Here is a 21,908-nt window from a genome sequence, read left to right on the forward strand (position 1 = left end):
CGCCATGGACGGTTTCAAGCCTCTGCTGGGCAAGCTGGTGGACGGGCGCGTCCTGACGCAGGACGAAGCCCACGCCTTCTTCTCCGCCTGCCTGCGCGGCGAGCCGACCCCGTCCCAGGTCGCCGCCGCCGTCACCGCCCTGCGTATCCGCGGCGAGACGGTGGACGAGATTGTCGCCTTCGCCTCGGCCATGCGCGACGCCGCCCTGTCGCTGGATCATCCGTTCGACGAGGTGATCGACACCTGCGGCACCGGCGGCGACGGCCAGCACACCTATAACGTCTCGACCGCCGCCGCCTTCGTTCTGGCGGGCGCCGGGCTCAAGGTCGCCAAGCACGGCAACCGCGCCATCAGCTCCAAGTCCGGCTCCTCCGACGTTCTGGCAGCGCTGGGCGTCAACCTCGACGCCACCATCCCGCAACAGGCCCGCGCCCTGGATCAGGCCGGCATCGCCTTCCTGTTCGCCCCCACCTATCACGGGGCCATGCGCCACGTCGGTCCGGTGCGCGCCGAGATCGGTTTCCGCACGGTTTTCAACCTTCTGGGGCCGCTTTGTAATCCGGCCCATGCGAACCGTCAGGTCATGGGCGTCTATGATCCCGCCCTGCTGGAGCCCCTGGCCGAGGTTCTAGGCCGTCTCGGCGCCCGCCGCGCCTGGACCGTCCACGGTCAGGGTCTGGACGAACTGACCACCACGGGCTCGACCGAGGTGGCCGAGTGGAAGGACGGCGCCGTCCGCCGCTTCACCGTCACCCCCGCCGACGCCGGCCTGCCTATGGCGACGCTGGACGACCTGCGCGGCGGCGACGCCGAGTATAACGCGGCAGCTCTGATGGCCCTGCTGGCCGGCGAGCCCGGTCCCTATCGCGACATCGTCGTTCTGAACGCCGCCGCCGCCCTGATCGTGGCCGACCGCGCCGCTGACCTGCGTGAAGGCGCAGACCTGGCCGCCGCCGTCATCGACGACGGTCGGGCCGCCCGAGCGCTGGAAACCCTGGTACGCGTCACCAACACCCCTATCGAACCTGACGAGGCCGCATGACCGACGTTCTGGCGAAGATCGCCGCCTACAAGCGCGACGACGTGGCCGCCCGCAAGCTTGCGACCTCTCAAGACGCCATCGAGGCCCTCGCCCGTGAAGCCTCAGCCCCGCGCGGCTTCCGCGCCGCTCTGGAACGCAGGGCCGAGGACACCGGCCGCCCGGCCCTGATCGCCGAGATCAAGAAGGCCAGCCCGTCCAAGGGCCTGATCCGCGCCGACTTCGACCCGCCCGCCCTGGCCAAAGCCTATGAGCGCGGCGGCGCCTCCTGCCTGTCGATCCTGACCGACGGCCCCAGCTTCCAGGGCGACGACGCCTTCCTGGCCGCCGCGCGCGACGCGGTCGCCCTGCCCTGCCTGCGCAAGGACTTCCTGGTCGATCCCTGGCAGGTGGCCGAGAGCCGCGCCCTGGGCGCCGACTGCATCCTCATCATCCTGGCCATGATCGACGACGCCCTGGCCGCCGACCTGCTGGCCGAGGCCGAGCGTTTCGGCATGGACGCCCTGATCGAGACCCACGACGAGGCCGAAATGGCCCGCGCCTGCAAGCTGGGCGGCGATCTGGTCGGCATCAACAACCGCAGCCTTCGCACCTTCGAGGTCGACCTCGACGCCACCGAGCGCCTGTCCATGCTCAGCCCGGTCAAAGCCCTGCTGGTGGCCGAAAGCGGCATCTTCACCCCCGACGACGTCCAGCGCGTCGCCCACGCCCACGCCCAGGCCATCCTCGTCGGTGAAAGCCTGATGCGTCAGGACAATGTGGAAGCCGCGACCAAGGCCCTGCTGTCGTTGAGCTAGTCCCGATCGGGGATCGGCTCAGCAGGAAATGTCCGCAATCGCGCCCTTAGCGTGAGCCTTTGATGGGAAATCTCAGGAGAATTTTGCGGCAACTGCGAATGATCTCAGGAAGGTAGGATTGGTCGAACCCGAAGTGGAATGAGTGCCGCTGCTCAATATGATCGGGTGTGGCTTCGACATAGACCGCGATTTGCCCCAACGAGCCCATCTCAAGCGTTGCTTTGATAGCCGGTTCGATGGGGGCCAGTGCCGCCTTCCCCCGCAAATCCTTCGACATGGCTTCAACTTCGGCGAGGAAAGAAGCAATTTCGTCGGTGCGCAGCCAAGGCCCTCTGAACTCCACTGACGAGCCGGGAGCTTCGACCCTCGCGCGAATAATGAGCCAGTTGCCGTCCCAATAGTCATCATCATTGGGTCGCTCGCGGGATTCAGCCCAAAGGGAAAGCCCGCCCAGCTTCAGGTCCGGTTCGTCATCATCAGCGAAAGCTTCGGTCATGTTGAGAGCCTAGCGCGCGGGGCCGTATCGGCAAACGTCCGCCTTCGACCGGCCGAGTTGACATTCAGCAAGAACACTTACAGAACATCGACAACGGTTCACGCCTTGTTCTGGAAGCCTTGCGCCCATGCTCACCAAGAAGCAGCACGAACTCCTGATGTTCATTCACGAACGGATTCAGGAAACGGGCGTCTCGCCCTCCTTCGACGAGATGAAGGAGGCGCTGGATCTGGCGTCCAAGTCGGGCATCCACCGTCTGATCACGGCGCTGGAGGAGCGCGGCTTCATCCGCCGCCTGGCCCACCGCGCCCGCGCGCTAGAAGTGACCAAGCTGCCGGAACAGGCCACGGCCGGCGCGCCGCGCGGCCATGCGGGCTTCAAGCCCGGCGTGATCGAGGGCGGCGGTCGTCCCAAGACGGTTGAACCGGCCAACGACAGCCGCGAACTGGCCCTGATGGGCAAGATCGCAGCCGGCACCCCCATCGACGCCATCGAGCACGAAACCGCCCGCTACCCGGTGCCGGAGGCCATGCTCGGCGCGGGCGAACACTATCTGCTCGAAATCGAGGGCGACTCGATGATCGAGGCCGGCATCCTAAATGGCGACATGGTCATCATCAAATCGACCGCCGACGCCTCGTCCGGCGAGATCGTGGTGGCCCTGGTCGAGGGCGAACAGGCGACGCTGAAGCGCCTGCGTAAAAAGGGCGCCTCCATCGCGCTGGAACCCGCCAACCGCAACTACGAAACCAAGATCTACGGCTCGGATCAGGTCGCGGTTCAGGGCAAGCTGGTCGGTCTCATCCGCCGCTATCACTGAAATCGGGATCAGCCTGACGCGTCCAGGGCCTCTGCCCCCTCACGTCGGCCGCCCACACCGCCTTCCAGCTCGCACCCACCCGCCACAGTTCGACCGAGCCGCCGCGCCCATAGTCCACGCCGTCCAGCACGAGCCGGTTCGCGCATGATGACGGCAAGGACGCCAGCTCGGCCCGGCTGCTGACGACCGACGCCGACCGGCACATCACATCCAACTGCTCTACCGACGGGGCCTTCTTGCCCCACCACAGGGCGACCGGCCCAGCCGCTTCCGGCGCGCAGAAGGACCGCTTGCAGGTCCAGCCCTCCTCCGGCCTCGGCGTCAGCTCCAGCCCGCGCCGCCGCGACCACAGGTCCGCTGCGAACTGACGCACGCCGGGCCGCACCACGACCGCCGCCTCATCCTGTCGCCAGGCCGCATTGGTCCCGCCGTCGCCGATCCACAGGTCGGGCGCCGCCGGACGTGGCCAGATCAGCACCGCCGCCGCCAGCGGCAGGCCCAGCCAGCGCAACCGCCCGCGCCACAGGCAGATGAACAGGATGCCCAGGAAGGCGACCGGCAGGGCCGCCGCCGGCGCGCTGGCGATGGTCCGCACCGCCCCCGGCAACCCCGCCGTCCAGTGGCCGATGGCCAGCATCAGGTCGACGCCCTTGCCCGCCAGCCACAGAAAGGGCGCGCCCAACCCCAGCGGCTCCAGCGCCGCGCCCAGGGCCAGCGCCGGCATCAACATGAAGTCTGCGATCGGCGAAGTGGCCAGATTGGCTATCAGGCCATAGACGGCGGTCCGGTTGAAATGCTGCATGGCGAAGGGTCCCGTCGCCATGCCCGCGACCAGACTGGCGGTGCAGGCCACCAGCAGCCAACTGCCCAGCCTCTGCGCCGCCACGATGGGCCAGGGCGCGGAAATCTCCTTGATCCGACGGGGCCAGACCTCGGCCAGAGCCACCAGAGCCGCTGTCGCCGCGAACGACATCTGGAACCCTGGCGTGACGATGGCCTCGGGTTGCAGCAACAGAACCGCGAAAGCCGCCACCGCCAGGGCGTGCATGGTCACCGCCTGACGATCCAGCAGGATGGCGACAAAGGCGATGGAGGCCGTAATCGCCGCACGCTCAGCCGGCGGCGGCGCCCCCGACACCACCAGATAGGTCCCCACGGCGATGAGCCCCGCGACCGCCGCCACCTTCTTGCCCGACACCCGCAGCGCCAGCCACGGCCAGGCCGCCACGCCCAGCCGAACCCCGAAGAAGACAAAGCCCCCGACGATGGCCATATGCAGGCCCGAGATCGACAGGATGTGCGCCAGCCCGGAATCGCGCATGGCGTCCAGATCCTCGCGCCCGATCCAGGTCTCATGTCCCGTGGTCATGGCGGCGGCGATTCCGCCCGTCCGCTCGCCCAGCCGCGCCACGATCCTCTGCGCCAGAGCATAGCGGGCCGCATTGATCTTCATCGCCAGCCGCACCCGCCACGGCGGCTCGGGCAGGACCGTGGGTCGCGTCTGGCCCAGAGCAAACAACGTCCCGCCCATCCCCTGAAAATAGGCGTTGCGGCCAAAGTCATAGGCCCCCGGACTGGCCGGCGCCGGCGGCGGATTCAGAATGCCGTAGAGCCGCACCGCCGTCCCCGGCGCCGGCGGTTCGCCCCGCACCGTGGCCCGCAGCCGCACCGGCGTCGCCTCAGGCGCCAGCCCCCTGATCCGTACCGGCGCCACGACGATTCGCGCGCCGCGCTCGCCAGAACTGTCGACATCCATGACCCAGGCCTCGACCACGGTCGGCTCGGCCAGAGCCGGCGCGATCGGCCCGCCGACCGCCTCGGTCCGCAGCTTGGCCACCGCCGCCCCGCCGCACAGACAGGCCAGCATGAGCAGCAACAAGGTCCAGCGCCGCGCCAAACCGAACCGTCGTCCCGCCAGCCAGGCCCCGCCTGTCAGCACCGCTGCCAGCATCAGCGGCCAACCAACTGGCTCGGCCCTCAAGGCGAAATAGATCGCGCATCCGCCGCCAAAGAAGACCGGCGCCCAAAGGCGCCAACGATCCGTCTGATCCGCAACTTCATCGCGCACTCCATCAAGAAGCCTTAAGGCAAGGCTTCGCTTTGGCGCGCGCGGGCGTATAAGGGCCTCCGCAACGGACCCCTCCTGAATGACCTCCCCCTCCTCGACTGTCGTCACCCGCTTCGCCCCCTCGCCCACAGGCTACCTGCATATCGGCGGGGCGAGAACCGCGTTATTCAACTGGCTCTACGCCAAGAGCCGGGGCGGGAAGTTCCTGATCCGCGTCGAGGACACGGACCGCGAGCGTTCGACCGATGATGCCGTAAAAGCCATCTTCGACGGCCTGTCCTGGCTGGAGCTGTTCGGCGACGAGGAGCCGGTCTTCCAGTTCGCCCGCGCCGACCGCCATCGCGAGGTCGCCGAACAGCTGCTGGCCTCCGGGCATGCCTATCGCGACTTCCTGAGCGCCGACGAAACCAACGCCCTGCGTGATCAGGCCAAGGCCGAGGGCCGCGACTTCGTCTCGCCCTGGCGCGACCGCGAGCCGACCGTCGATGACCTGGCCAAGCCCTCCACCATCCGTTTTCGTCGCCCGCTGGATCAGGCGGTGACGGTCGATGACGCGGTGCAGGGCAGCGTGCGCTGGGAATCCTCGTCGCTGGACGACCTGGTCATCGTCCGCTCGGACGGCGCCCCGACCTACAACCTGGCTGTGGTGGTGGACGATCACGACATGGGCGTGACCCACGTCATTCGTGGCGACGATCACCTGAACAACGCCGCCCGCCAGAGCCTGATCTATGACGCCCTGGGCTGGGCCCGGCCGACCTTCGCCCATATCCCGCTGATCCACGGCCCCGACGGCGCCAAGCTCAGCAAGCGTCACGGCGCCCAGGCCGTGCATGAATACGCCGAGATGGGCTATCTGCCCGAGGCCATGCGCAACTATCTGGCGCGTCTGGGCTGGGCCCACGGCGACCACGAACTGTTCAGCGACGAGCAGGCCATCGAATGGTTCGACCTGCCCGGCATCGGCAAGGCGCCGGCCCGCCTCGACTTCGACAAGCTGGCCCACGTCAACGCCCACTGGATTCGCCTGGCCGAGGATGACCGTCTGGCCAAACTGACGCTGGACGCCCACCTGGCCAAGGGCCGCGCCCTGCAGCCCGACGACGAGGCTCGCCTGCTGCGCGCCATGCCTTTCGTCAAGGATCGCGCCAAGACCATCGTGGAACTGGCCGCCCAGACGGAGTTCGTGCTGAAGGCCCGCCCGCTCGCTCTGGACGAGAAAACCCGTGGTTTGCTGACCGGCGAAGGCGGCGAAAGAATTTCACGACTCCGTGAACGACTTCGTCTTTTCCAGAGCTGGGACGTTTTCGCCCTTGAGGCCGAGCTTAAGGCGTTCGCTGAGGAAGAAGGCGTAGGCTTCGGAAAAATTGGACCTTCCATGCGCGGCGCTCTGACCGGTGGGTCGGTATCCCCGGACATTGCGAGAATTCTTGCCGCCCTGGGACGCGACGAAGGTCTGGGGCGCTTGGATGATGCGCTGCAACAGACTAAGTGAACACCCATAACCATGCAGGCTGGACGCCTCCCCGCGCCCGGCCCGAAGAAAAATAAGGGGCCTAGATGACTGAACAAGCGAAACCCGCCGGCACGGCGACCTTCACCTACGGCGACAAAAACGTCGAACTTCCTGTCCTCGCGGGCTCCACCGGACCGGACGTCATCGACATCCGCAAGCTGTATGGCGCGACCGGCGCCTTCACCTTCGACCCCGGCTTCACCTCGACGGCGGCCTGCGAAAGCGCCCTGACCTTCATCGATGGTGACGAAGGCGTCCTGCTGCACCGCGGCTATCCCATCGACCAGCTGGCCGAGAAGTCCAACTTCATCGAAGTTTGCCACCTGCTGCTGCACGGCGAGCTGCCGACCGCCGCTCAATACGAGAAGTTCGAAAACAGCATCACCATGCACACCATGTTGCATGCGCAGTTTGATCGCTTCTTTGAGGGTTTCCGCCGCGACGCCCACCCCATGTCGATCATGGTCGGCACCGTCGGCGCCCTGTCGGCCTTCTACCACGACAGCCTGGACATCCATGATCCGGTGCAACGCGACATCTCGGCCATCCGCTTGATCGCCAAGATGCCGACCATCGCGGCGCGCGCCTACAAGTACCACATCGGCCAGCCCTTCATCTCGCCGCGCAACGACCTGTCGTACGCCGAGAACTTCCTGCGCATGTGCTTCGCCGTTCCGGCCGAGGACTACGTGGTCGATCCGGCCCTGGTCCGCGCCATGGACCGCATCTTCACCCTGCACGCCGACCACGAGCAGAACGCCTCGACCTCGACCGTCCGCCTGGCCGGTTCGTCGGGCGCCAACCCGTTCGCCTGTATCGCCGCCGGCATCGCCTGCCTGTGGGGCCCGTCGCACGGCGGCGCCAACGAAGAGGCGCTGAACATGCTCAAGGAAATCGGTACGCCGGACCGCATTCCTGAGTTCATTCAGGGCGTTAAAGACAAGAAGTACAAGCTGATGGGCTTCGGCCACCGCGTGTACAAGAACTATGACCCGCGCGCCAAGGTCATGCAGCAGTCGGCCTATGAAGTGCTGGCCGCCACGGGCCGCGAGAACGACCCGCTGTTCCAGGTCGCTAAGGAATTGGAAAAGGTCGCCCTCTCGGACGAGTACTTCACCTCGCGCAAGCTGTTCCCGAACGTCGACTTCTACTCGGGCATCACCCTGTCGGCGATGGGCTTCCCGACCACCATGTTCACCGTCCTGTTCGCCCTGGCCCGCACCGTGGGCTGGATCTCGCAGTGGCAGGAAATGATGGCCGACCCCTCGCAGAAGATCGGTCGCCCGCGTCAGCTCTACACCGGTCCGACGCAACGCGACTACGTGCCGATCGAACAGCGCGGCTAAGGCCGTGTCTCGGGCTGCGTCGGGTCGAAAAGGCGAAGCCTTTTGACCGCAGCCCACCAAGAATGAAAAACGCCGGGGCGAAAGCTCCGGCGTTTTTTGTTCTCGGAAAACACGCCGCCGAGGCGGCTCCGCTGTGCTAGGAAACGACCATGAGCGACCACAACGACGACGCCCCCGCCGCCGAAACCCCGGCCCAACGCGCGCTGCGCCTGAAACAGGCCGCGCTGAAAGCCCGGTCCGGCCCGCCCCAGAAGGGCGGCCTGCAGCGCGACAAGTCGATCACCGTCAAGTCCGGCTCAAACAAGCCCTGGATGACGCGCTAGGCGGCAGGGCGGACGTTACGGCTAGCCAGTCAGTTCGGAAATGAGACTGCTGAGTGTAGCGCCGGGTGTCCAGAGCGCCGCACGCCAGCCGCGCGCGCGCGCGGCTTCGACGTTTCTCTCGGTGTCGTCGATGAAGGCGATAGCGGACGCGGGCAGAGCCACGCGCTGCTCCACCGCCGCGTAGAAATCTTGAGACGGCTTCGAAACGCCAAGCTGTGCGGCATAATGCATGTCATCGAATAGGTCGCGAAGCCTGAGCCTATTCCACAGGTAGGACGCGCGCTCGTGCTCCTGAACGGTCGCCAGGTGCAACGAAACTCCTGCCCCCCGAACCTCAGCAAGTTGGGTCAACAGGGCCGCATCCAGGTGAGCGTCGCCTTCAAACCAATAGCTGATCAACTGATCGCAGCTGACATGCGGTGCGATTTCCGCAAGCACGGGCGCCAATCGGTCCCGAAGTGCTGCGCGGCCATGAACGACGTCGTCCCAGCACGTTTTGAAGAAGCGAGCTTGCAGCGCCAGGCGCGGAACACCCAATTCCTCCTCAATGCGAGCGGACCATCCCGATGGGTCGGGGTGACGGATCACCACGCCATCGACATCCACCATCAACACGGCCGGTTTCATCAGAGTCGTAGCCCCTCCCACCAGAGAAGGCGCCATTCTGCTGATTTGAAACCTGGCCACAACGGGTCCAACCAGACGTGATTCAGTCGCGGCGCGAAGACTGCGCCTATCAGCCCCTTCGAGCGGCGATCACGCGCAGCACAGCGTCCGCCGCCAACTCGGACGGATCAGGCCCGCCGCGCCCCATCAGGTCCAACGCCGCCGTCTGGCGCGCGGCCTGATCAGCCGCCGCCTGCGGGTCGGCCAACAGCCGCCCGACCGCCTCGGTCAGCATCTCGGGCGTGGCGTCGTTCTGGATGAACTCGGGGGCGATGCGGTCGTCGGCGGCGATGTTGAACAGGGTGATGTGCTTGGCCGTCACCAGGTTCTTCATCAGCAGATAGGACAGGCCGTCGATCTTGTAGGCGATGACCATGGGGGTGCCCGCCAGGGCCAGTTCGGTCGAGACCGTGCCGCTGGTGGCCAGGGCGACGTTGGCGGCCTTCATGGCGTCGTACTTGTCGGCTTCCTGCACCAGATGGGCGCGGAAGGGCCAGGCGGCGACGCGGCCGGCCACATCGGCGGCGACCGTGCCGGCGGCGACCACGGCGATTTCGAGTGACGGGTTCGCCGCCTTCAACCGCTTCACCGTGGCCTCGAAGACGGGCGTCATGCGGGTGATCTCGCTAGGCCGACTTCCCGGCAGGACCAGCAGCAGGGGCGCGTCTGCGGCGATCCCGCGAGCGGCGCGGAACCGGGCGCCGTCTGCGCTACCCATGTCCACATGCAGGGCCTGTGAGCCCACTACCGTCGTCGGCAGGCCCTCGCGCTCGAACCACGGCGCGTCAAAGCTGTAGAGCGACAGCAGGTGATCGACGCTGGCGGCCAGGGTCTTGGCCCGACCGGGGCGCGAGGCCCAGACCTGCGGCCCGACATACTTGATCAGCGGCACGCCTGGCAGAACCTCGCGCAGCGCCTTGGCCACGCGGATCGTGAAGCCCCAGCTGTCGATCAGGACGACGGCGTCAGGGCGTTCAGCCCTGGCCAGTTCGACCGTGTCGGCCACCCGTCGCTTGACCAGACCATAGGCCTTCAGCCCTTCGATCCAGCCCAGGATGGACAGTTCGGCGATGTCGAACGGGCTGACGACGCCCTCGGCCGCCATCTTGGGTCCGCCGACGCCGACGAAGGCGACATCCGTCCCCAGACGCGTCTTCAACGCCCGCGCCAGCCCGGCGCCCAGGGCGTCGCCCGAGGCCTCGGCGGCGACCAGCATGATCTTCAACGGACGGCTCATCTTTCCACGCCCCAGACGAACAGGCCCAGCCGGTCCGCCGCTTCGACCAAGGCTTCGTGGTCGATGATGATCAGCCGCCCGGCGAAACCGCCGATGCCCGCCAGCCCGGCGGCGGCGGCCAGTTCGACCGTGCGTGGCCCAATGACAGGCATGTCCACACGCAGATCCTGGATCGGCTTGGGCGCCTTGCCCAGCGCGCCCTTCAGCGCGCCGGGCGCACCACGCAGGTCGGCTGGCAGGCCCGCCACACGGCGCAGCATCTCGTCCGTGCCTTCCTGCGCCTCGACCGCCAGTACCAGACCATCGCAGACGACCGCGCCCTGGCCAATATCCAGTTCGCCGGATTTTTCAGCGACGTGCAGCGCCTTCTTCAGGTCCGACAGTTGCTCCGCCGTTGGCGACACGGCGCCGAGCGCGCCCGCCACAAGGGCCTCGCCGCCCAGAATGTCGTCAGCGCCCTCGACCGCATAGCCCTCGGCCTCGAACACCGACAGGATCTTGCGCAACAGGGCGTCGTCGCCCTTGGTCGCCGCCGCCACGATGCCGGGCAGCAGGGTCGCGCCCTTGAAGTCGGGCTTCAGCGTCTTGAAGTCGGGCCGGTTCACATAGCCGGCCAGGCAGACAGCCTCGCAGCCCTCGGCCTTCATCGTCTTCAGGATGCGGCCGATCTCGGCCATGCCGAACTCGGCGCCCGGCCAGCGCACGAGATGGTCGTCGGCGAAGCCGGCCAGACGGATGATGAAGACCGCGCGGCCCTCGGCCTCGCACCGCGCCGCGATACGGGCCGGCAGGTCGCCGCCCCCGGCGATCAGACCCAGCTTGGGCCCCACCTTCAGCCTCATTCCTTGCCCGGCAGGCAGAGCGGCCGTTTGGCGCCGTCGCGGATGAAGGCGACGATCTCCATGATCTCGGGCAGGTCGGCATAGGTCGCCTCGACCCGATTCAGACGTTCGGCGAAGACGCCTTCGCCCTCGAACAGGTCGCGATAGGCGGCCAGCAGGCGGCGCACCGCGTCCTTGCCATAGCCCTTGCGCTTCAGCCCGATCAGGTTGAGGCCGTGCAGGCTGGCGTGATTGCCCCAGGCCGAGCCGTAGGGGATGACGTCGCGCGTCACGGCGGCCAGACCGCCGACGATGGCGCCCTGCCCCACCCGGCCGTTCTGGTGCACGGCGCACAGGCCGCCCAGGAAGACCTTGTCCCCGACCTGGGCGTGACCGCCCAGAGTGGCGTTGTTGGCCATGACGACATTGTCGCCGACCACGCAGTCGTGGCCGACGTGGGCGCCGGTCATGAACAGGCTGTTCGAGCCGACGCGCGTCACGCCCGTCCCCACTCCAGCATGGGGCGGCGTGCCCCGATTGAAGGTGGCGTGCTCGCGGATGACGTTGTCCGAGCCGATCTCCAGCCGGACCGTCTCGCCCTTGTAGCCGTTGTGCTGCGGATCGCCGCCGATGACGGCGAAGGGGTGGATCACCGTCCGCGCGCCGACGCTGGTGTCCTGCTGGACCACGACATGGCTGACCAGCCTGACGCCCTCGGCCAGGGTCACGCCCGGGCCGACGATGCACCAGGGGCCGATCACGACGCCGTCGGCGATCTGGGCCGTGGCGTCGACGACGGCGGTCGGGTGGATGGTCACTGAGCCGGCTCCGCCACGGTCACGACCATGGCCATGAACTCGGCCTCGGCGGCCAGTTTGCCGTCGATGAAGGTCTCGCCGCGGAACTTGTAGGCGTCGCCGCGCGCGCGGATCACCTTGACCTCCATGCGCAGCTGGTCGCCCGGACGGGCCGGCTTGCGGAAGCGCACACCGTCGATCGACATGAACATGATGACCTTGTCGGCCACCGCGACGTCCAGCGACTTGGACATCAGCAGGGCGCCCGTCTGAGCCATGGCCTCGACGATCAGGACGCCCGGCATGACCGGATCGATCGGGAAGTGGCCGGGGAAGAAGGGCTCGTTATGGGTGACGTTCTTGATGCCGACGATGGAGGTCGCCGCCACGAAGTCCTCGGCCTTGTCGACCAGCAGGAAGGGATAGCGGTGCGGCAGGCGACGCATCACCTCGGCGTAGTCGATCTTGTTGTCTTCGCTCATTCTTTCGATTCCTTCGCGCCCTTCTTCTGGGACGCCTGTTTGGACAGCCACACCGTCTCGCGCAAGAATTGGCGAAGCGGCTTGGCGGGATAGCCGGACCAGATCTCGCCTGGCGGAATATCGGCAAGGACGCCGCCGCCGGCCGCGACGCGCGCGCCCTCGCCGATGGTGATGTGGTCGCCCACACCCGCCCGACCGCCGAAGATGCAGTTGTCGCCGCTGGTGACCGAGCCCGAGATGCCGGTGTGCGCCGCCATCAGGTTGTTGCGCCCGATGACGCAGTTGTGGCCGATCATGACCAGGTTATCGATCTTGGTGTTCTCGCCGATGACCGTGTCGTCATAGGCGCCCCGGTCGATGCAGGAGTTGGCCCCGATCGTGACCCCGTCCTGCAGGATGACGCGACCCAGTTGCGGAATGTCCACCGGCCCGGTCCTGGACCCGGCGGCGCCGAAGCCCGCCTCGCCGATGCGCGCCCCGGCCAGCAGCTTCACCCGATCACCCAACAGGGCGAAACCGATGGTGACATTGGAGCTGATCAGGCAGTCGCGACCGATCTGGACGCCCGGCCCGACGACGGTGTTGGCGCCGATGCGGCTGCCGCGACCGATGCGAACGCCCTCGCCCAGGATGGCGCCCGGCTCGACCACCACGGTGTCGTCCTCGGCGGCCTCGGCGGCCGTGATGGCGCGCTCCAGACGGACGGGCCGATGCAGCAGGGCCGAAGCCCGCGCCCACGAAGCCTGGGCCTCGCCCGAGACGATGACGGCGACGCCGGCCGGCGCCAGATCGACGGCCGAGGCCGGCACGATCACGCAACCGGCCTGGGTTTCCGCCAGGGCGGCGGCGAACTTGCGATCGCCCATAAACGCAATCGCGCCCCGGTCCGCACTGGACAGGGGCGCAACGGCCGAGATGACGACTTCGCCGCCCCGGACCACCTCCCCGCCGATGTGCTCGGCGAGGGCGGCGACCGTCAGGGGCGACAGGGTCTCAAAGAACCTCGGATCGGGCATGGCCCGCCTTACGACTGCGGCTGAGCCGGAACCGGCATGCGGTTGAAGCTGAGCGTCGGCAGGGCCGTGTTCAGGCGCTGGATGACCAGCGGCGTCACGTCCATGGCCGGGTTCATGATGAAGACGCTCTCACGATCGACCAGGATGCCGCAGCCCTTTTCCTGATAGACGGCGACCAGGATCGGCTCGATGGCTTCCGAAATCTTCCGACGTTGCTCCGCCAAGGTGTAGCGCAGCTCGCCGTCGCGGGTCTGTTCCAGCTGCTGAGCTTCCTGAGCACGCTGTTGCAGGGCTTGGCGGCGCTGGTTCATCTGGTCAGCCGGGATGGTCGAGGCGCCAGCCTGCAGGGCCTGATACTCGGTCTGCAGTTGCGTGGCGTAAGGGGCGATCTCGCCCTGAACTTCCTGCGCCAGTTGCTCCATGCGCGTCTGCACAGCCTGGCCGACGGTCGACTGGGCCAGCGCCTGCTGGTTGAAATAGACGCAGACGCCCGGGATCACCGGACCAGGGTTAGCCGGGCCCTGGGCTTGAGCCAGAGCCGACGAAGCGGCGAGCGAAGCGATGGCGAAAGCGCCGATGGCAAACAGTTTCATCTTGAACCTTTGAGCAGACAGGAAGGCTGCAGTTAGAACTGGGTCGAGGTGGAGAAGCGGAAGGTCTCGGTCTTGTCGTAGTCTTCCTTGGACAGAACCTTGGACAGATCGAAGCGGATCGGCCCCATTGGCGAGCGCCAGTGGATGCTGAGACCCGCGGCGGCGCGAAGCGCCAGATTATCGACGATGTTCGGATTGGGCACGCCCGTGGTGGAGTTGACCAGATAACGGTCGTCCAGCATGCCCAGGGTGCCGACATCGGCGAACAGCGAGGTCTTGATGCCGTACTCGTCAGGCAGATAGTTCGGCACCGTCAGTTCAACCGTGCCGATGGCGTAGAAGTTGCCGCCGAGGGCGTCGGTCGTGGTCAGATCTCGCGCGCCCATACCAGCGGTTTCGAAGCCGCGGAAGGAGTTGCCGCCCTTGAAGAAGCGGTCGTTGATGCGGATCGGATCGCCGTTCCAGCCCGACACATAGCCCGTCGAACCCTGCAGGCTGACCACCCATTTCGGCGTGATGCCATAGTACCAGGAGGCGTCGGCCTCGGTCTTCAGGTAGTTCACGTCACCGCCGATGCCGGCGAAGTCCTGACGCAAGGAGGCAGACCAGCCACGCGTCGGGCGAACCGGGTCATTCGTCCGATTGACCATCAGCGTATAGCCCGCCGACGAGTTCAGGAACGAACCGGCCTGATCGCAGAGCGCCGACGAGCCGGTGCCGTTGCAATAGCCCGAAGGGATGATGACTTCGTCGGACTTCAGGAAGTAGCGCACGCTGAAGGACGAATAGCCGTTCAGCGGATAGCTGAGGCGCAGGCCGCCGCCGGTCGAACGATAGTCGTAGGACGAATATTCGCTCAGATCGTAGCGCGTGTGGAACAGATCGAAGCCGGCGCGCAGGTCACGCCCCAGGAATTTCGGCTCGGTGAAGCGGAAGTCGATCTGTTGACGCAGCGAGCCCCATTCGGCGCGCGCCACCACGTTCTGGCCCCGTCCGCGGAAGTTCCGCTCGGTGATGCCCAGGTTCAGCACGAAGGAGTCGACCGAGCTGAAGCCTGCGCCAACGGACAGTTCGCCGGTGGGTTGCTCCTCGACCATGACGTTGACGACCGAACGGTCGGGGGCGCTGCCGCGCGTCTCCTCGATCTTGACGTCCTTGAAGAAGCCCAGGCCCCGCAGATTGTTGCGCGAGCGCTCGACCAGGGAGCGGTTGAAGGCGTCGCCTTCGCCCACCATCAGCTCACGGCGGATCACCGTGTCCAGAGTCCGCGTGTTCCCGACCACATTGATCCGGTCGATATAGACGCGCTGGCCTTCCTTCACATTGAAGGTGACGTCGATCGTGTCCGTGTCGGGATTAGCCTTGTAGGTCGGGTTGATCTCGACGAAGGCGTAGCCGGCCGAGCCTGCCGCGAACGTCAGGGTGTCGACCGCATTCTCGATCCGGTCGCTCTCATAGAGATCGCCCGAACGGATGGGCAGCAGGCGCGTCAGGAAGTCCGCGTTCAGGCGGTCGCTCTCGGTGACGACCTTGACCTCGCCGAAGTTGTAACGGTCGCCTTCATCCAGGGTCAGCGTCATGCCGAACGCGCTGTTGTCCGGCTTCAGTTCGGCCACCGACGACAGGATGCGGAAATCATAATAGCCGCGGTTCGTGTAGAACTTCCGCAGTTGCTCGCGGTCGTAGTCCAGACGGTTCGGGTCGTAGTTGTCGTTGGAGCTGAACAGGCGCCACCAGCTGGATTCCTTGGTGACCATCACATCGCGCAGATCGCTGTCCGAGAAGGCCGTATTGCCCAGGAAGGTGATGGCGGCGACGCCCGTCTCCGGCCCTTCGTCGATCTCGAAGACGACGTCCACGCGGTTCTGGTCGAGTTGCACCAGCTTGGGCGTCACGGTGGCCGAGATGCGGCCCGACAGGCGGTACAATTCAACGATCTTGCCGACGTCTTCCTGAACGCGGGCGCGGGTATAGATGCCGCGCGGCTTGATCGTGACTTCGTCCTGAAGCTTCTTCTGGGCGAGCGCCTTGTTACCCTCGAACGTGACCTGATTGATAATCGGGTTTTCCGCGATCTCGACGATCAGGTCCCCGTTCGGCTGGATGCCCAGTTGCACGTTCGCGAACAGGCCCGTGCGCGACAGCGTGCGAACCGCGACGTCGATCGTCGCCGCGTCGATGGTGTCGCCCGGCTGGATCGGCAGATAGGACAGGACCGTGGTCTGATCGATGCGCTGATTGCCGCGCACCATGATCCGATTCACGACAGCACGATCCTCGGCCGGAGCCGTCACGACCACCTGAGGGTCCTGCGGAGCGGCCGCCGGTGCGGCAGGCGCCGTCTGCGCCAGGGCCGGGCCGGCCAGGCCGGCGGCGACGGCCAGCGCCAATGCGCTGGGACCAAGAATACGGCCACGGGTTCGGATCATGAGGCGACTGTCGTTCTGAATCATTCGGGGAACCATCGGGGGCTGGCGTCGGCTCACGAGACGAGCCCGCCGAGGAATTTGAAGAGATTGAGTTTCTGCAGGTCGTTCCAGGTCGCGAACAACATTAAACTGGCCAGCAAAGCAAGGCCGACGCGATAGCCGGCCTCTTGAACCCGCGCCGCCACCGGCCGACGCGCCACTGCTTCATAGGCGTAAAACATCAGATGCCCCCCATCCAGAACCGGAACGGGCAGCAGATTAAGAAAACCGATTCCGACCGAAAGTATGGCGGCGAAGCTGGTCAGCGTCAGCAGAAGATTGCCCGCCATGGCCAGAGGATCGGGATTGGCGGCCACGGCGGCGTTGGTCAGAGCGCCCGAGGCCTTGGCGATGCCCAGGGGGCCGCTGAACTGATCGCCCGATTCTCGGCCGGTGAAGATGCGGCCGATATAGGTGAAGGTCGTGTTCAGGATAGCGCCGGTTTCCTTGAAACCCTGCCCCACGGCGGCGACCGGCCCATAGCGGACATGGCGCACTTCGTCGCGACTGGAGCCCAGCCCCAGACCGATCCGTCCGATCGAAACGCGCCCGGCGATGGGATCATTCTCGACACGGCGTTCTGGAGTTGCGGTCAGTTGAACTTCGGCGTTGGCCCGTTCGACGGTAAATTGCACAGGGTCGCCGCTGCTCAGAGCGACGACGCGCGTCACCTCGCCGCCGTCGGAAATCAGCTTTCCGTTGACGCGAGTGATCAGGTCGCCGGGCAGAAACCCAGCGGCCGCCGCCGGCGATTCAGGCTGCACCTGCAAGACCCGGGCCGGGCGCAGCTCGACGCCTACCAGGCTGAACAGCAGGGTGAAGATGAAGATGGCCAGGACGAAGTTGGCGAACGGACCGCCCGCCACGACCAGGGCGCGCTGCCACAAGGGTTTGAAATACAGATAATCGCGCTCGGCGCCGGGGCCGTGGGCGGCGACCACTTCTTTCTTCAGAGCATCCAGCCCGACCTTGTCCGGCACGCCGGTCGCATCCAGATCACCAGCGAACTTGACGTAGCCGCCCAGCGGCAACCACCCCAGACGCCATTCGACGCCCTGCCTGTCGGTGCGCTGGAAGATGGCGCGGCCAAAGCCGATGGAGAAACGCTCCATCTTCACGCCGAATGCGCGCGCGGTCAGGAAGTGGCCCAGTTCATGGACGGTGACGACCAAGGTCAGCACCAGCAGGAACGGCACGACATAGATCAGGGCCTGCCCAAGAACTCCTAGCATCCCAGTCATGTCTCCTGTCGCCCTCAGGCAGCAATTGCGAGCGAGGCGATGATGTCGTTCGCGATCCGTCGGGCCGCCGCATCCACGGCCAGGGCCGCGTCACAGGCGTCGTCGGAACCGGAATCCATCCCCGCATTCGTCGCACGGTCCAAGGTGTCGGCGACGACTGCGGCAATATTGAGAAAGCCCAGCCGACGGTCAAGGAAGGCCAAGGCCGCGACCTCGTTGGCGGCATTGAAGACGATCGGCGCCACGCCCCCCGCCGCCAGAGCCTCGCGCGCCAGCCGCAGGGCCGGAAAACGCGCCATATCCGGGGCCTCAAACGTCAGACGACCTAGCGCCGCAAGGTCCAGCTTGGGCGCGGGCCAGGCCATGCGGTCCGGCCAGGCCAGGGCGCAGGCGATCGGCGTCTTCATGTCCGGAGGCCCCATCTGGGCCAGGGTCGAACCATCCACATATTCCACAAGGCTGTGGATGATTGATTCGGGATGGACGACCACGTCGATCCGCTCGCCCCCCATGCCGAACAGATAGGCCGCCTCGATCAGTTCCAGACCCTTGTTGGCCATGGTGGCGCTGTCGACCGAGATCTTGGCGCCCATGCTCCAATTGGGGTGGGCCACCGCCTGTTCCGGCGTGATCCGGCCCATGGCCTCGCGAGGCAAGGTGCGGAAAGGCCCGCCCGAGGCCGTCAGCACCAGCTTGGACACCTGCTCGGGCGCTTCGGCGGGAAAGACCTGGAAGATGGCGGAATGTTCGGAATCGACCGGGATCAGCTTGCCGCCGCTGCGTTTCACCCGCTCGATCAGCGCCGGTCCACAGCAAACCAGGCTTTCCTTGTTGGCGAGGGCCAGGGTCGCGCCCGTGCCAGCGGCGGCCCATGCCGAACGCAGCCCGGCCGAACCGACGATGGAGGCCATGACCCAATCGACGGGCCGGGCCGCAGCCTCGACGATGGCTTCTGGCCCGGCGGCGACCTCAACCTCGGTTCCAGCGAGCGCGTCGCGCAATTCCGCCAACCGGGCGGGATCGGCCGTCACCGCCAGCCTGGGACGCCAGCGCCGAGCCTGCTCGGCTAGGCGCGCGACATTGTTTCCGCCGGTCAGAACCTCGACCTGAAACGCGCCAGAACCCGCCTTCTCGGCCTGATCCATCAGATCCAGCGTCGATGTCCCGACCGAGCCGGTCGAGCCCAGCACGCTGACCTTGCGCGCGATCATGCCCCCTGCCCCAGCATCAGGACGATCACGCGCCCGGCCGCCACGACCACGACCGCGAACATCAAGCCATCAACCCGGTCGAGCAGACCGCCGTGGCCTGGAATGATGTTACCGGCGTCCTTGACCCCGAAGCGGCGCTTCAAAGCAGATTCCCACAGGTCGCCCGCCATGGTGGCCAGAGCCGCGGCCAGACCCAGGACACCGCCCCAGAAGACGTTCAGACGGCCCATTTCAAGCCAGCCCGCCATGGCGGCGCCGGCAATCATCCCGGCGATCAATCCGCCGATAAAGCCGGACCAGGTCTTGTTGGGGGAAAAACGCGGCCACAGCTTGGGACCGCCCACGGCGCTGCCGACCAGGTAGGCCAGAATGTCGGACGCCCAGGCCACGGCGAAGACCAGCACGGTCCAATACAGGCCCTGGGCGTCGTTCAGGTCGCGCAACCAGATCAGCAGGACGCACGGCCAGCCCAGGTAGAGGACGCCATAGGCGGCGTCCAGCGCCTCGCCGCCTCGAGAGCGTGCGAACAAACCCGCCGCCAGTGCGCCGAAGACCAGCAGGATCAACGCCAGCGACATCTGCCCGATGTGGGCGGCGACCACGGCGATGATCAGCGCAAGGGCGACAGCCGCCCCAACCGAACGCCAGATACGCGGCGCGCTCATTCGCGCCCATTCAAAGGCCAGGAGGACGCACGCCGCCACCACCAGGGCGCAGAACCAGCCGCCCCCGGCCCAGGTCGCCAGGACGGCGGCTGGGGCCAGGACCACGGCGGAGGCCGCTCTCAAGCCGATGTCGCCGATTTTCAAAGCCATCAGTTAGCCGCCGCTTTCACCGCGGCGGTGTCGGACAGCGCCTCGCGCCCGCCATACCGCCGTTCGCGGTCGCCATAGAGAGCGATCGCTTCACCCAGCGCCTCAGCGCCGTAGTCGGGCCACAGGATGTCCTGAAACACCAGTTCGGCGTAGGCGGCCTCCCACAGCAGGAAGTTGGACAGCCGCTGCTCGCCCGAAGTCCGCACGATCAGATCCACCGGCGGGGCGCCCGCCGTCGAAAGACCGGCGCCGAGGTCGTCCTCGCTCACCTCGCCCGTCAACTGCCCTGCACGCGCCCGGTCGACCAATCGCTGAGCCGCATCCACGAGATCCGCGCGTCCGCCGTAGTTGAAGGCCACCTGCAGCAGGAAGCCGTCATTATGCGCCGTCTGCGCCTCGGCGCGGTCGACGATGGCGGCGATGTCGGCCGGCAGGCCCTTGCGACGCCCCAGAACCCGAACCCTGACCCCCGCCGCGTCCAGCCGCTTCAGATCGCTGCCGACGAAGGCCCGCACCAGGCCCATGAGGTCTGACACCTCATCCGCCGGACGGCTCCAGTTCTCGGTCGAAAAACCGAACACGGTCAGGCAACGCACGCCCAGCTCCGGCGCCGCCTTGATCGTGCGGCGCAGGGCCTGGACCCCCTCGCGGTGGCCGACGGCGCGCGGAAGGCCTCGGCGCTGCGCCCAGCGACCGTTGCCGTCCATGATCAGGGCGACGTGGCGAGGCCCCTTCTCAGGCGCCGTGGCGACGGTCTCGGCCGACATTTACGCATTCCCTCCCGACGCGAAACTGCGTCAGACCTGCATGATCTCGACTTCCTTGGCCTTCAAGGCCTCGTCGATCTTCTTGATGGCGGCGTCGGTGTCCTTCTGGACCTCGGTTTCCATCTTCTTCTGTTCGTCCTGGCTGATCTCGGTCGCCTTTTCGGCCTTTTTCAGGTCGTCGTTGGCGTCGCGGCGCACGTTGCGCACGGCGATCTTCTGCTGTTCGGCATATTTGCCGGCCAGCTTGACCAGGTCCTTGCGGCGCTCCTCGGTCAGCGGCGGCACGGGAATACGCAGGGTCTGACCGTCAACGATCGGGTTCAGGCCCAGGCCAGCGGCGCGAATGGCCTTCTCGACCGGCCCCACCATGCCCTTGTCCCAGACGCTGACCGAGATCATGCGCGGCTCGGGCACGCTGATGGCGGCCACGGCGTTCAGCGGCGAGTTCGAGCCATAGGCCTCGACCTGGACCGGGTCCAGCAGACCCGAGTTGGCCCGACCGGTGCGCAGACCCGCGAAGTCTTCCTTCAGCGAATCGACGGACTTCTCCATGCGGTCGCGGTAGGTCTTGAGGTCAGGCTTGGCCATGGCGGTTTCCTTGGTCTGTCGTTCGGGTCGAGGGCCGTTTAAGCGGCGTTCTTGTTGGTGATGACGGTGAAGGTGCCTTCGCCCGCCAACGTCTTGCGCAGCGAGCCCTCCTCACGGATCGAGAAGACCACAATCGGAATCTCGCTGTCGCGCATCAGGGCGATGGCCGAGGCGTCCATGACGCGCAGGTCCTTGGCCAGGACATCCTGATAGCTCAGCGTCTCATAGCGGGTGGCGGAAGGGTCCTTCTTGGGGTCGGCGGTATAGACGCCGTCCACGCTGGTGCCCTTCAACAGGGCGTCGCAGCCCATTTCGGCAGCGCGCAGCGCGGCGCCCGAATCCGTCGTGAAGAAGGGCGCGCCCACGCCGGCGGCGAAGATCACGACCCGACCCTTTTCCAGGTGCCGCATGGCGCGGCGACGGATGTAGGGTTCGGCGATGGCCGCCATCGGGATGGCGCTCTGGACCCGCGTATCGACGCCGATCTTCTCGAGCGCGCCCTGCATGGCCAAGGCGTTCATGATGGTGGCCAACATGCCCATGTAGTCGGCGTTGGCGCGGTCCATGCCCTCGGCCGCCTTGGACAGGCCTCGGAAGATGTTGCCGCCGCCGATGACCAGGCAGATCTCGACGCCTTCACGCGCGACCTGGGCCACGGCGGCCGCCACGACGTCGACGGTCTTCATGTCGATGCCATAGGCCTGATCGCCCATCAGCACCTCGCCCGAGACCTTGAGCAGGACGCGCTTGTATCGGAATTCGGAAGGGGCGTCGGGCATGGGTCTCGGGTCCGTGGATACA

General features: G+C 66.6%; 22 protein-coding genes. 6 read left to right on the plus strand and 16 right to left on the minus strand.

What is annotated here, in order from left to right; genetic code table 11:
- Positions 1–4: 4 nt before the first annotated feature.
- Together trpD and trpC are read left to right on the plus strand one after the other, a co-directional pair.
- Positions 5–1,042, plus strand: a complete 1,038-nt coding sequence (gene trpD / locus ACR9FL_RS09720; RefSeq protein WP_436355467.1) for an anthranilate phosphoribosyltransferase — start codon at positions 5–7, stop codon at positions 1,040–1,042.
- Positions 1,039–1,836: an indole-3-glycerol phosphate synthase TrpC gene (trpC, locus tag ACR9FL_RS09725; RefSeq protein ID WP_436355468.1), complete on the plus strand. Its 798-nt coding sequence runs from the start codon at positions 1,039–1,041 to the stop codon at positions 1,834–1,836. Before trpD ends, trpC begins: the two co-directional genes overlap by 4 nt.
- Before the next feature lie 46 nt (positions 1,837–1,882).
- On the opposite strand, the gene ACR9FL_RS09730 is transcribed toward trpC, so the two are convergent.
- On the minus strand, positions 1,883–2,332 hold the full coding sequence (locus ACR9FL_RS09730; protein WP_296173736.1) for a WapI family immunity protein: 450 nt from the start codon (positions 2,330–2,332) through the stop codon (positions 1,883–1,885).
- Between the two features lie 127 nt (positions 2,333–2,459).
- Here ACR9FL_RS09730 and lexA point away from each other — a divergent pair, with 127 nt between their 5' ends.
- Complete coding sequence (gene lexA, locus ACR9FL_RS09735) at positions 2,460–3,152, plus strand: transcriptional repressor LexA (protein ID WP_296173734.1); 693 nt, start codon at positions 2,460–2,462, stop codon at positions 3,150–3,152.
- Here lexA and ACR9FL_RS09740 read toward each other — a convergent pair.
- Positions 3,133–5,103 (minus strand): ComEC/Rec2 family competence protein, encoded by a 1,971-nt coding sequence (locus ACR9FL_RS09740; protein ID WP_436355469.1) that lies wholly within the window; start codon positions 5,101–5,103, stop codon positions 3,133–3,135. The genes lexA and ACR9FL_RS09740 overlap by 20 nt on opposite strands.
- A 196-nt stretch (positions 5,104–5,299) precedes the next feature.
- Here ACR9FL_RS09740 and gltX point away from each other — a divergent pair, with 196 nt between their 5' ends.
- The 3 genes from gltX to ACR9FL_RS09755 all read left to right on the plus strand — a co-directional run bounded on the left by gltX (position 5,300) and on the right by ACR9FL_RS09755 (position 8,405).
- On the plus strand, positions 5,300–6,715 hold the full coding sequence (gltX, locus tag ACR9FL_RS09745) for a glutamate--tRNA ligase (RefSeq protein ID WP_296173731.1): 1,416 nt from the start codon (positions 5,300–5,302) through the stop codon (positions 6,713–6,715).
- 65 nt (positions 6,716–6,780) lie between these two features.
- On the plus strand, positions 6,781–8,082 hold the full coding sequence (gene gltA / locus ACR9FL_RS09750; protein ID WP_296173730.1) for a citrate synthase: 1,302 nt from the start codon (positions 6,781–6,783) through the stop codon (positions 8,080–8,082).
- A gap of 149 nt (positions 8,083–8,231) precedes the next feature.
- Positions 8,232–8,405: a hypothetical protein gene (locus ACR9FL_RS09755; RefSeq protein WP_296173729.1), complete on the plus strand. Its 174-nt coding sequence runs from the start codon at positions 8,232–8,234 to the stop codon at positions 8,403–8,405.
- A gap of 21 nt (positions 8,406–8,426) precedes the next feature.
- On the opposite strand, the gene ACR9FL_RS09760 is transcribed toward ACR9FL_RS09755, so the two are convergent.
- The 14 genes from ACR9FL_RS09760 to pyrH form a co-directional block, all read right to left on the minus strand.
- A complete protein-coding gene (locus tag ACR9FL_RS09760; protein WP_436355470.1) occupies positions 8,427–9,032 on the minus strand; it encodes an HAD-IA family hydrolase in 606 nt (201 codons plus the stop codon).
- A gap of 109 nt (positions 9,033–9,141) precedes the next feature.
- Positions 9,142–10,308, minus strand: a complete 1,167-nt coding sequence (gene lpxB, locus ACR9FL_RS09765; RefSeq protein WP_436355471.1) for a lipid-A-disaccharide synthase — start codon at positions 10,306–10,308, stop codon at positions 9,142–9,144.
- On the minus strand, positions 10,305–11,150 hold the full coding sequence (gene lpxI / locus ACR9FL_RS09770) for a UDP-2,3-diacylglucosamine diphosphatase (RefSeq protein WP_436355472.1): 846 nt from the start codon (positions 11,148–11,150) through the stop codon (positions 10,305–10,307). Before lpxI ends, lpxB begins: the two co-directional genes overlap by 4 nt.
- On the minus strand, positions 11,147–11,947 hold the full coding sequence (gene lpxA, locus ACR9FL_RS09775; RefSeq protein ID WP_436355473.1) for an acyl-ACP--UDP-N-acetylglucosamine O-acyltransferase: 801 nt from the start codon (positions 11,945–11,947) through the stop codon (positions 11,147–11,149). The genes lpxI and lpxA overlap by 4 nt, the downstream gene beginning before the upstream one ends.
- Complete coding sequence (fabZ, locus tag ACR9FL_RS09780; protein WP_025977361.1) at positions 11,944–12,408, minus strand: 3-hydroxyacyl-ACP dehydratase FabZ; 465 nt, start codon at positions 12,406–12,408, stop codon at positions 11,944–11,946. Before fabZ ends, lpxA begins: the two co-directional genes overlap by 4 nt.
- Positions 12,405–13,424: a UDP-3-O-(3-hydroxymyristoyl)glucosamine N-acyltransferase gene (gene lpxD / locus ACR9FL_RS09785; protein ID WP_436355474.1), complete on the minus strand. Its 1,020-nt coding sequence runs from the start codon at positions 13,422–13,424 to the stop codon at positions 12,405–12,407. Before lpxD ends, fabZ begins: the two co-directional genes overlap by 4 nt.
- Positions 13,425–13,432: 8 nt before the next feature.
- On the minus strand, positions 13,433–14,017 hold the full coding sequence (locus ACR9FL_RS09790) for an OmpH family outer membrane protein (RefSeq protein ID WP_296173716.1): 585 nt from the start codon (positions 14,015–14,017) through the stop codon (positions 13,433–13,435).
- 32 nt (positions 14,018–14,049) lie between these two features.
- Positions 14,050–16,446, minus strand: a complete 2,397-nt coding sequence (gene bamA / locus ACR9FL_RS09795) for an outer membrane protein assembly factor BamA (RefSeq protein WP_296173714.1) — start codon at positions 16,444–16,446, stop codon at positions 14,050–14,052.
- A 53-nt stretch (positions 16,447–16,499) separates the two neighbouring features.
- The gene (locus ACR9FL_RS09800; RefSeq protein ID WP_436355475.1) at positions 16,500–17,717 is read right to left on the minus strand and encodes a M50 family metallopeptidase; all 1,218 of its coding nucleotides are present in this window, start codon (positions 17,715–17,717) and stop codon (positions 16,500–16,502) included.
- A gap of 23 nt (positions 17,718–17,740) precedes the next feature.
- The gene (dxr, locus tag ACR9FL_RS09805) at positions 17,741–18,937 is read right to left on the minus strand and encodes a 1-deoxy-D-xylulose-5-phosphate reductoisomerase (RefSeq protein ID WP_296173710.1); all 1,197 of its coding nucleotides are present in this window, start codon (positions 18,935–18,937) and stop codon (positions 17,741–17,743) included.
- Positions 18,934–19,752, minus strand: a complete 819-nt coding sequence (locus ACR9FL_RS09810) for a phosphatidate cytidylyltransferase (RefSeq protein ID WP_296173708.1) — start codon at positions 19,750–19,752, stop codon at positions 18,934–18,936. Before ACR9FL_RS09810 ends, dxr begins: the two co-directional genes overlap by 4 nt.
- Positions 19,752–20,519, minus strand: a complete 768-nt coding sequence (uppS, locus tag ACR9FL_RS09815) for a polyprenyl diphosphate synthase (protein ID WP_296173707.1) — start codon at positions 20,517–20,519, stop codon at positions 19,752–19,754. Before uppS ends, ACR9FL_RS09810 begins: the two co-directional genes overlap by 1 nt.
- A 30-nt stretch (positions 20,520–20,549) precedes the next feature.
- Positions 20,550–21,107 (minus strand): ribosome recycling factor, encoded by a 558-nt coding sequence (gene frr / locus ACR9FL_RS09820; protein ID WP_105563412.1) that lies wholly within the window; start codon positions 21,105–21,107, stop codon positions 20,550–20,552.
- Between the two features lie 38 nt (positions 21,108–21,145).
- Positions 21,146–21,886, minus strand: coding sequence for a UMP kinase (gene pyrH, locus ACR9FL_RS09825; RefSeq protein ID WP_296173704.1), 741 nt, complete (start codon positions 21,884–21,886; stop codon positions 21,146–21,148).
- Between the last annotated feature and the right edge of the window lie 22 nt (positions 21,887–21,908).

The organism is Brevundimonas sp. CEF1 (assembly GCF_051353055.1).
Taxonomy (GTDB): domain Bacteria; phylum Pseudomonadota; class Alphaproteobacteria; order Caulobacterales; family Caulobacteraceae; genus Brevundimonas.

What these genes read in the sequence shown, in the direction of transcription:
- trpD (WP_436355467.1), top strand. Translation starts at nt 5, where the DNA reads ATGGACGGTTTCAAGCCTCTGCTGGGCAAGCTGGTGGACGGGCGCGTC.
- trpC (WP_436355468.1), top strand. Translation starts at nt 1,039, where the DNA reads ATGACCGACGTTCTGGCGAAGATCGCCGCCTACAAGCGCGACGACGTG.
- ACR9FL_RS09730 (WP_296173736.1), bottom strand. Translation starts at nt 2,332, where the DNA reads ATGACCGAAGCTTTCGCTGATGATGACGAACCGGACCTGAAGCTGGGC.
- lexA (WP_296173734.1), top strand. Translation starts at nt 2,460, where the DNA reads ATGCTCACCAAGAAGCAGCACGAACTCCTGATGTTCATTCACGAACGG.
- ACR9FL_RS09740 (WP_436355469.1), bottom strand. Translation starts at nt 5,103, where the DNA reads ATGCTGGCAGCGGTGCTGACAGGCGGGGCCTGGCTGGCGGGACGACGG.
- gltX (WP_296173731.1), top strand. Translation starts at nt 5,300, where the DNA reads ATGACCTCCCCCTCCTCGACTGTCGTCACCCGCTTCGCCCCCTCGCCC.
- gltA (WP_296173730.1), top strand. Translation starts at nt 6,781, where the DNA reads ATGACTGAACAAGCGAAACCCGCCGGCACGGCGACCTTCACCTACGGC.
- ACR9FL_RS09755 (WP_296173729.1), top strand. Translation starts at nt 8,232, where the DNA reads ATGAGCGACCACAACGACGACGCCCCCGCCGCCGAAACCCCGGCCCAA.
- ACR9FL_RS09760 (WP_436355470.1), bottom strand. Translation starts at nt 9,032, where the DNA reads ATGAAACCGGCCGTGTTGATGGTGGATGTCGATGGCGTGGTGATCCGT.
- lpxB (WP_436355471.1), bottom strand. Translation starts at nt 10,308, where the DNA reads ATGAGCCGTCCGTTGAAGATCATGCTGGTCGCCGCCGAGGCCTCGGGC.
- lpxI (WP_436355472.1), bottom strand. Translation starts at nt 11,150, where the DNA reads ATGAGGCTGAAGGTGGGGCCCAAGCTGGGTCTGATCGCCGGGGGCGGC.
- fabZ (WP_025977361.1), bottom strand. Translation starts at nt 12,408, where the DNA reads ATGAGCGAAGACAACAAGATCGACTACGCCGAGGTGATGCGTCGCCTG.
- lpxD (WP_436355474.1), bottom strand. Translation starts at nt 13,424, where the DNA reads ATGCCCGATCCGAGGTTCTTTGAGACCCTGTCGCCCCTGACGGTCGCC.
- ACR9FL_RS09790 (WP_296173716.1), bottom strand. Translation starts at nt 14,017, where the DNA reads ATGAAACTGTTTGCCATCGGCGCTTTCGCCATCGCTTCGCTCGCCGCT.
- bamA (WP_296173714.1), bottom strand. Translation starts at nt 16,446, where the DNA reads ATGATCCGAACCCGTGGCCGTATTCTTGGTCCCAGCGCATTGGCGCTG.
- ACR9FL_RS09800 (WP_436355475.1), bottom strand. Translation starts at nt 17,717, where the DNA reads ATGCTAGGAGTTCTTGGGCAGGCCCTGATCTATGTCGTGCCGTTCCTG.
- dxr (WP_296173710.1), bottom strand. Translation starts at nt 18,937, where the DNA reads ATGATCGCGCGCAAGGTCAGCGTGCTGGGCTCGACCGGCTCGGTCGGG.
- ACR9FL_RS09810 (WP_296173708.1), bottom strand. Translation starts at nt 19,752, where the DNA reads ATGGCTTTGAAAATCGGCGACATCGGCTTGAGAGCGGCCTCCGCCGTG.
- uppS (WP_296173707.1), bottom strand. Translation starts at nt 20,519, where the DNA reads ATGTCGGCCGAGACCGTCGCCACGGCGCCTGAGAAGGGGCCTCGCCAC.
- frr (WP_105563412.1), bottom strand. Translation starts at nt 21,107, where the DNA reads ATGGCCAAGCCTGACCTCAAGACCTACCGCGACCGCATGGAGAAGTCC.
- pyrH (WP_296173704.1), bottom strand. Translation starts at nt 21,886, where the DNA reads ATGCCCGACGCCCCTTCCGAATTCCGATACAAGCGCGTCCTGCTCAAG.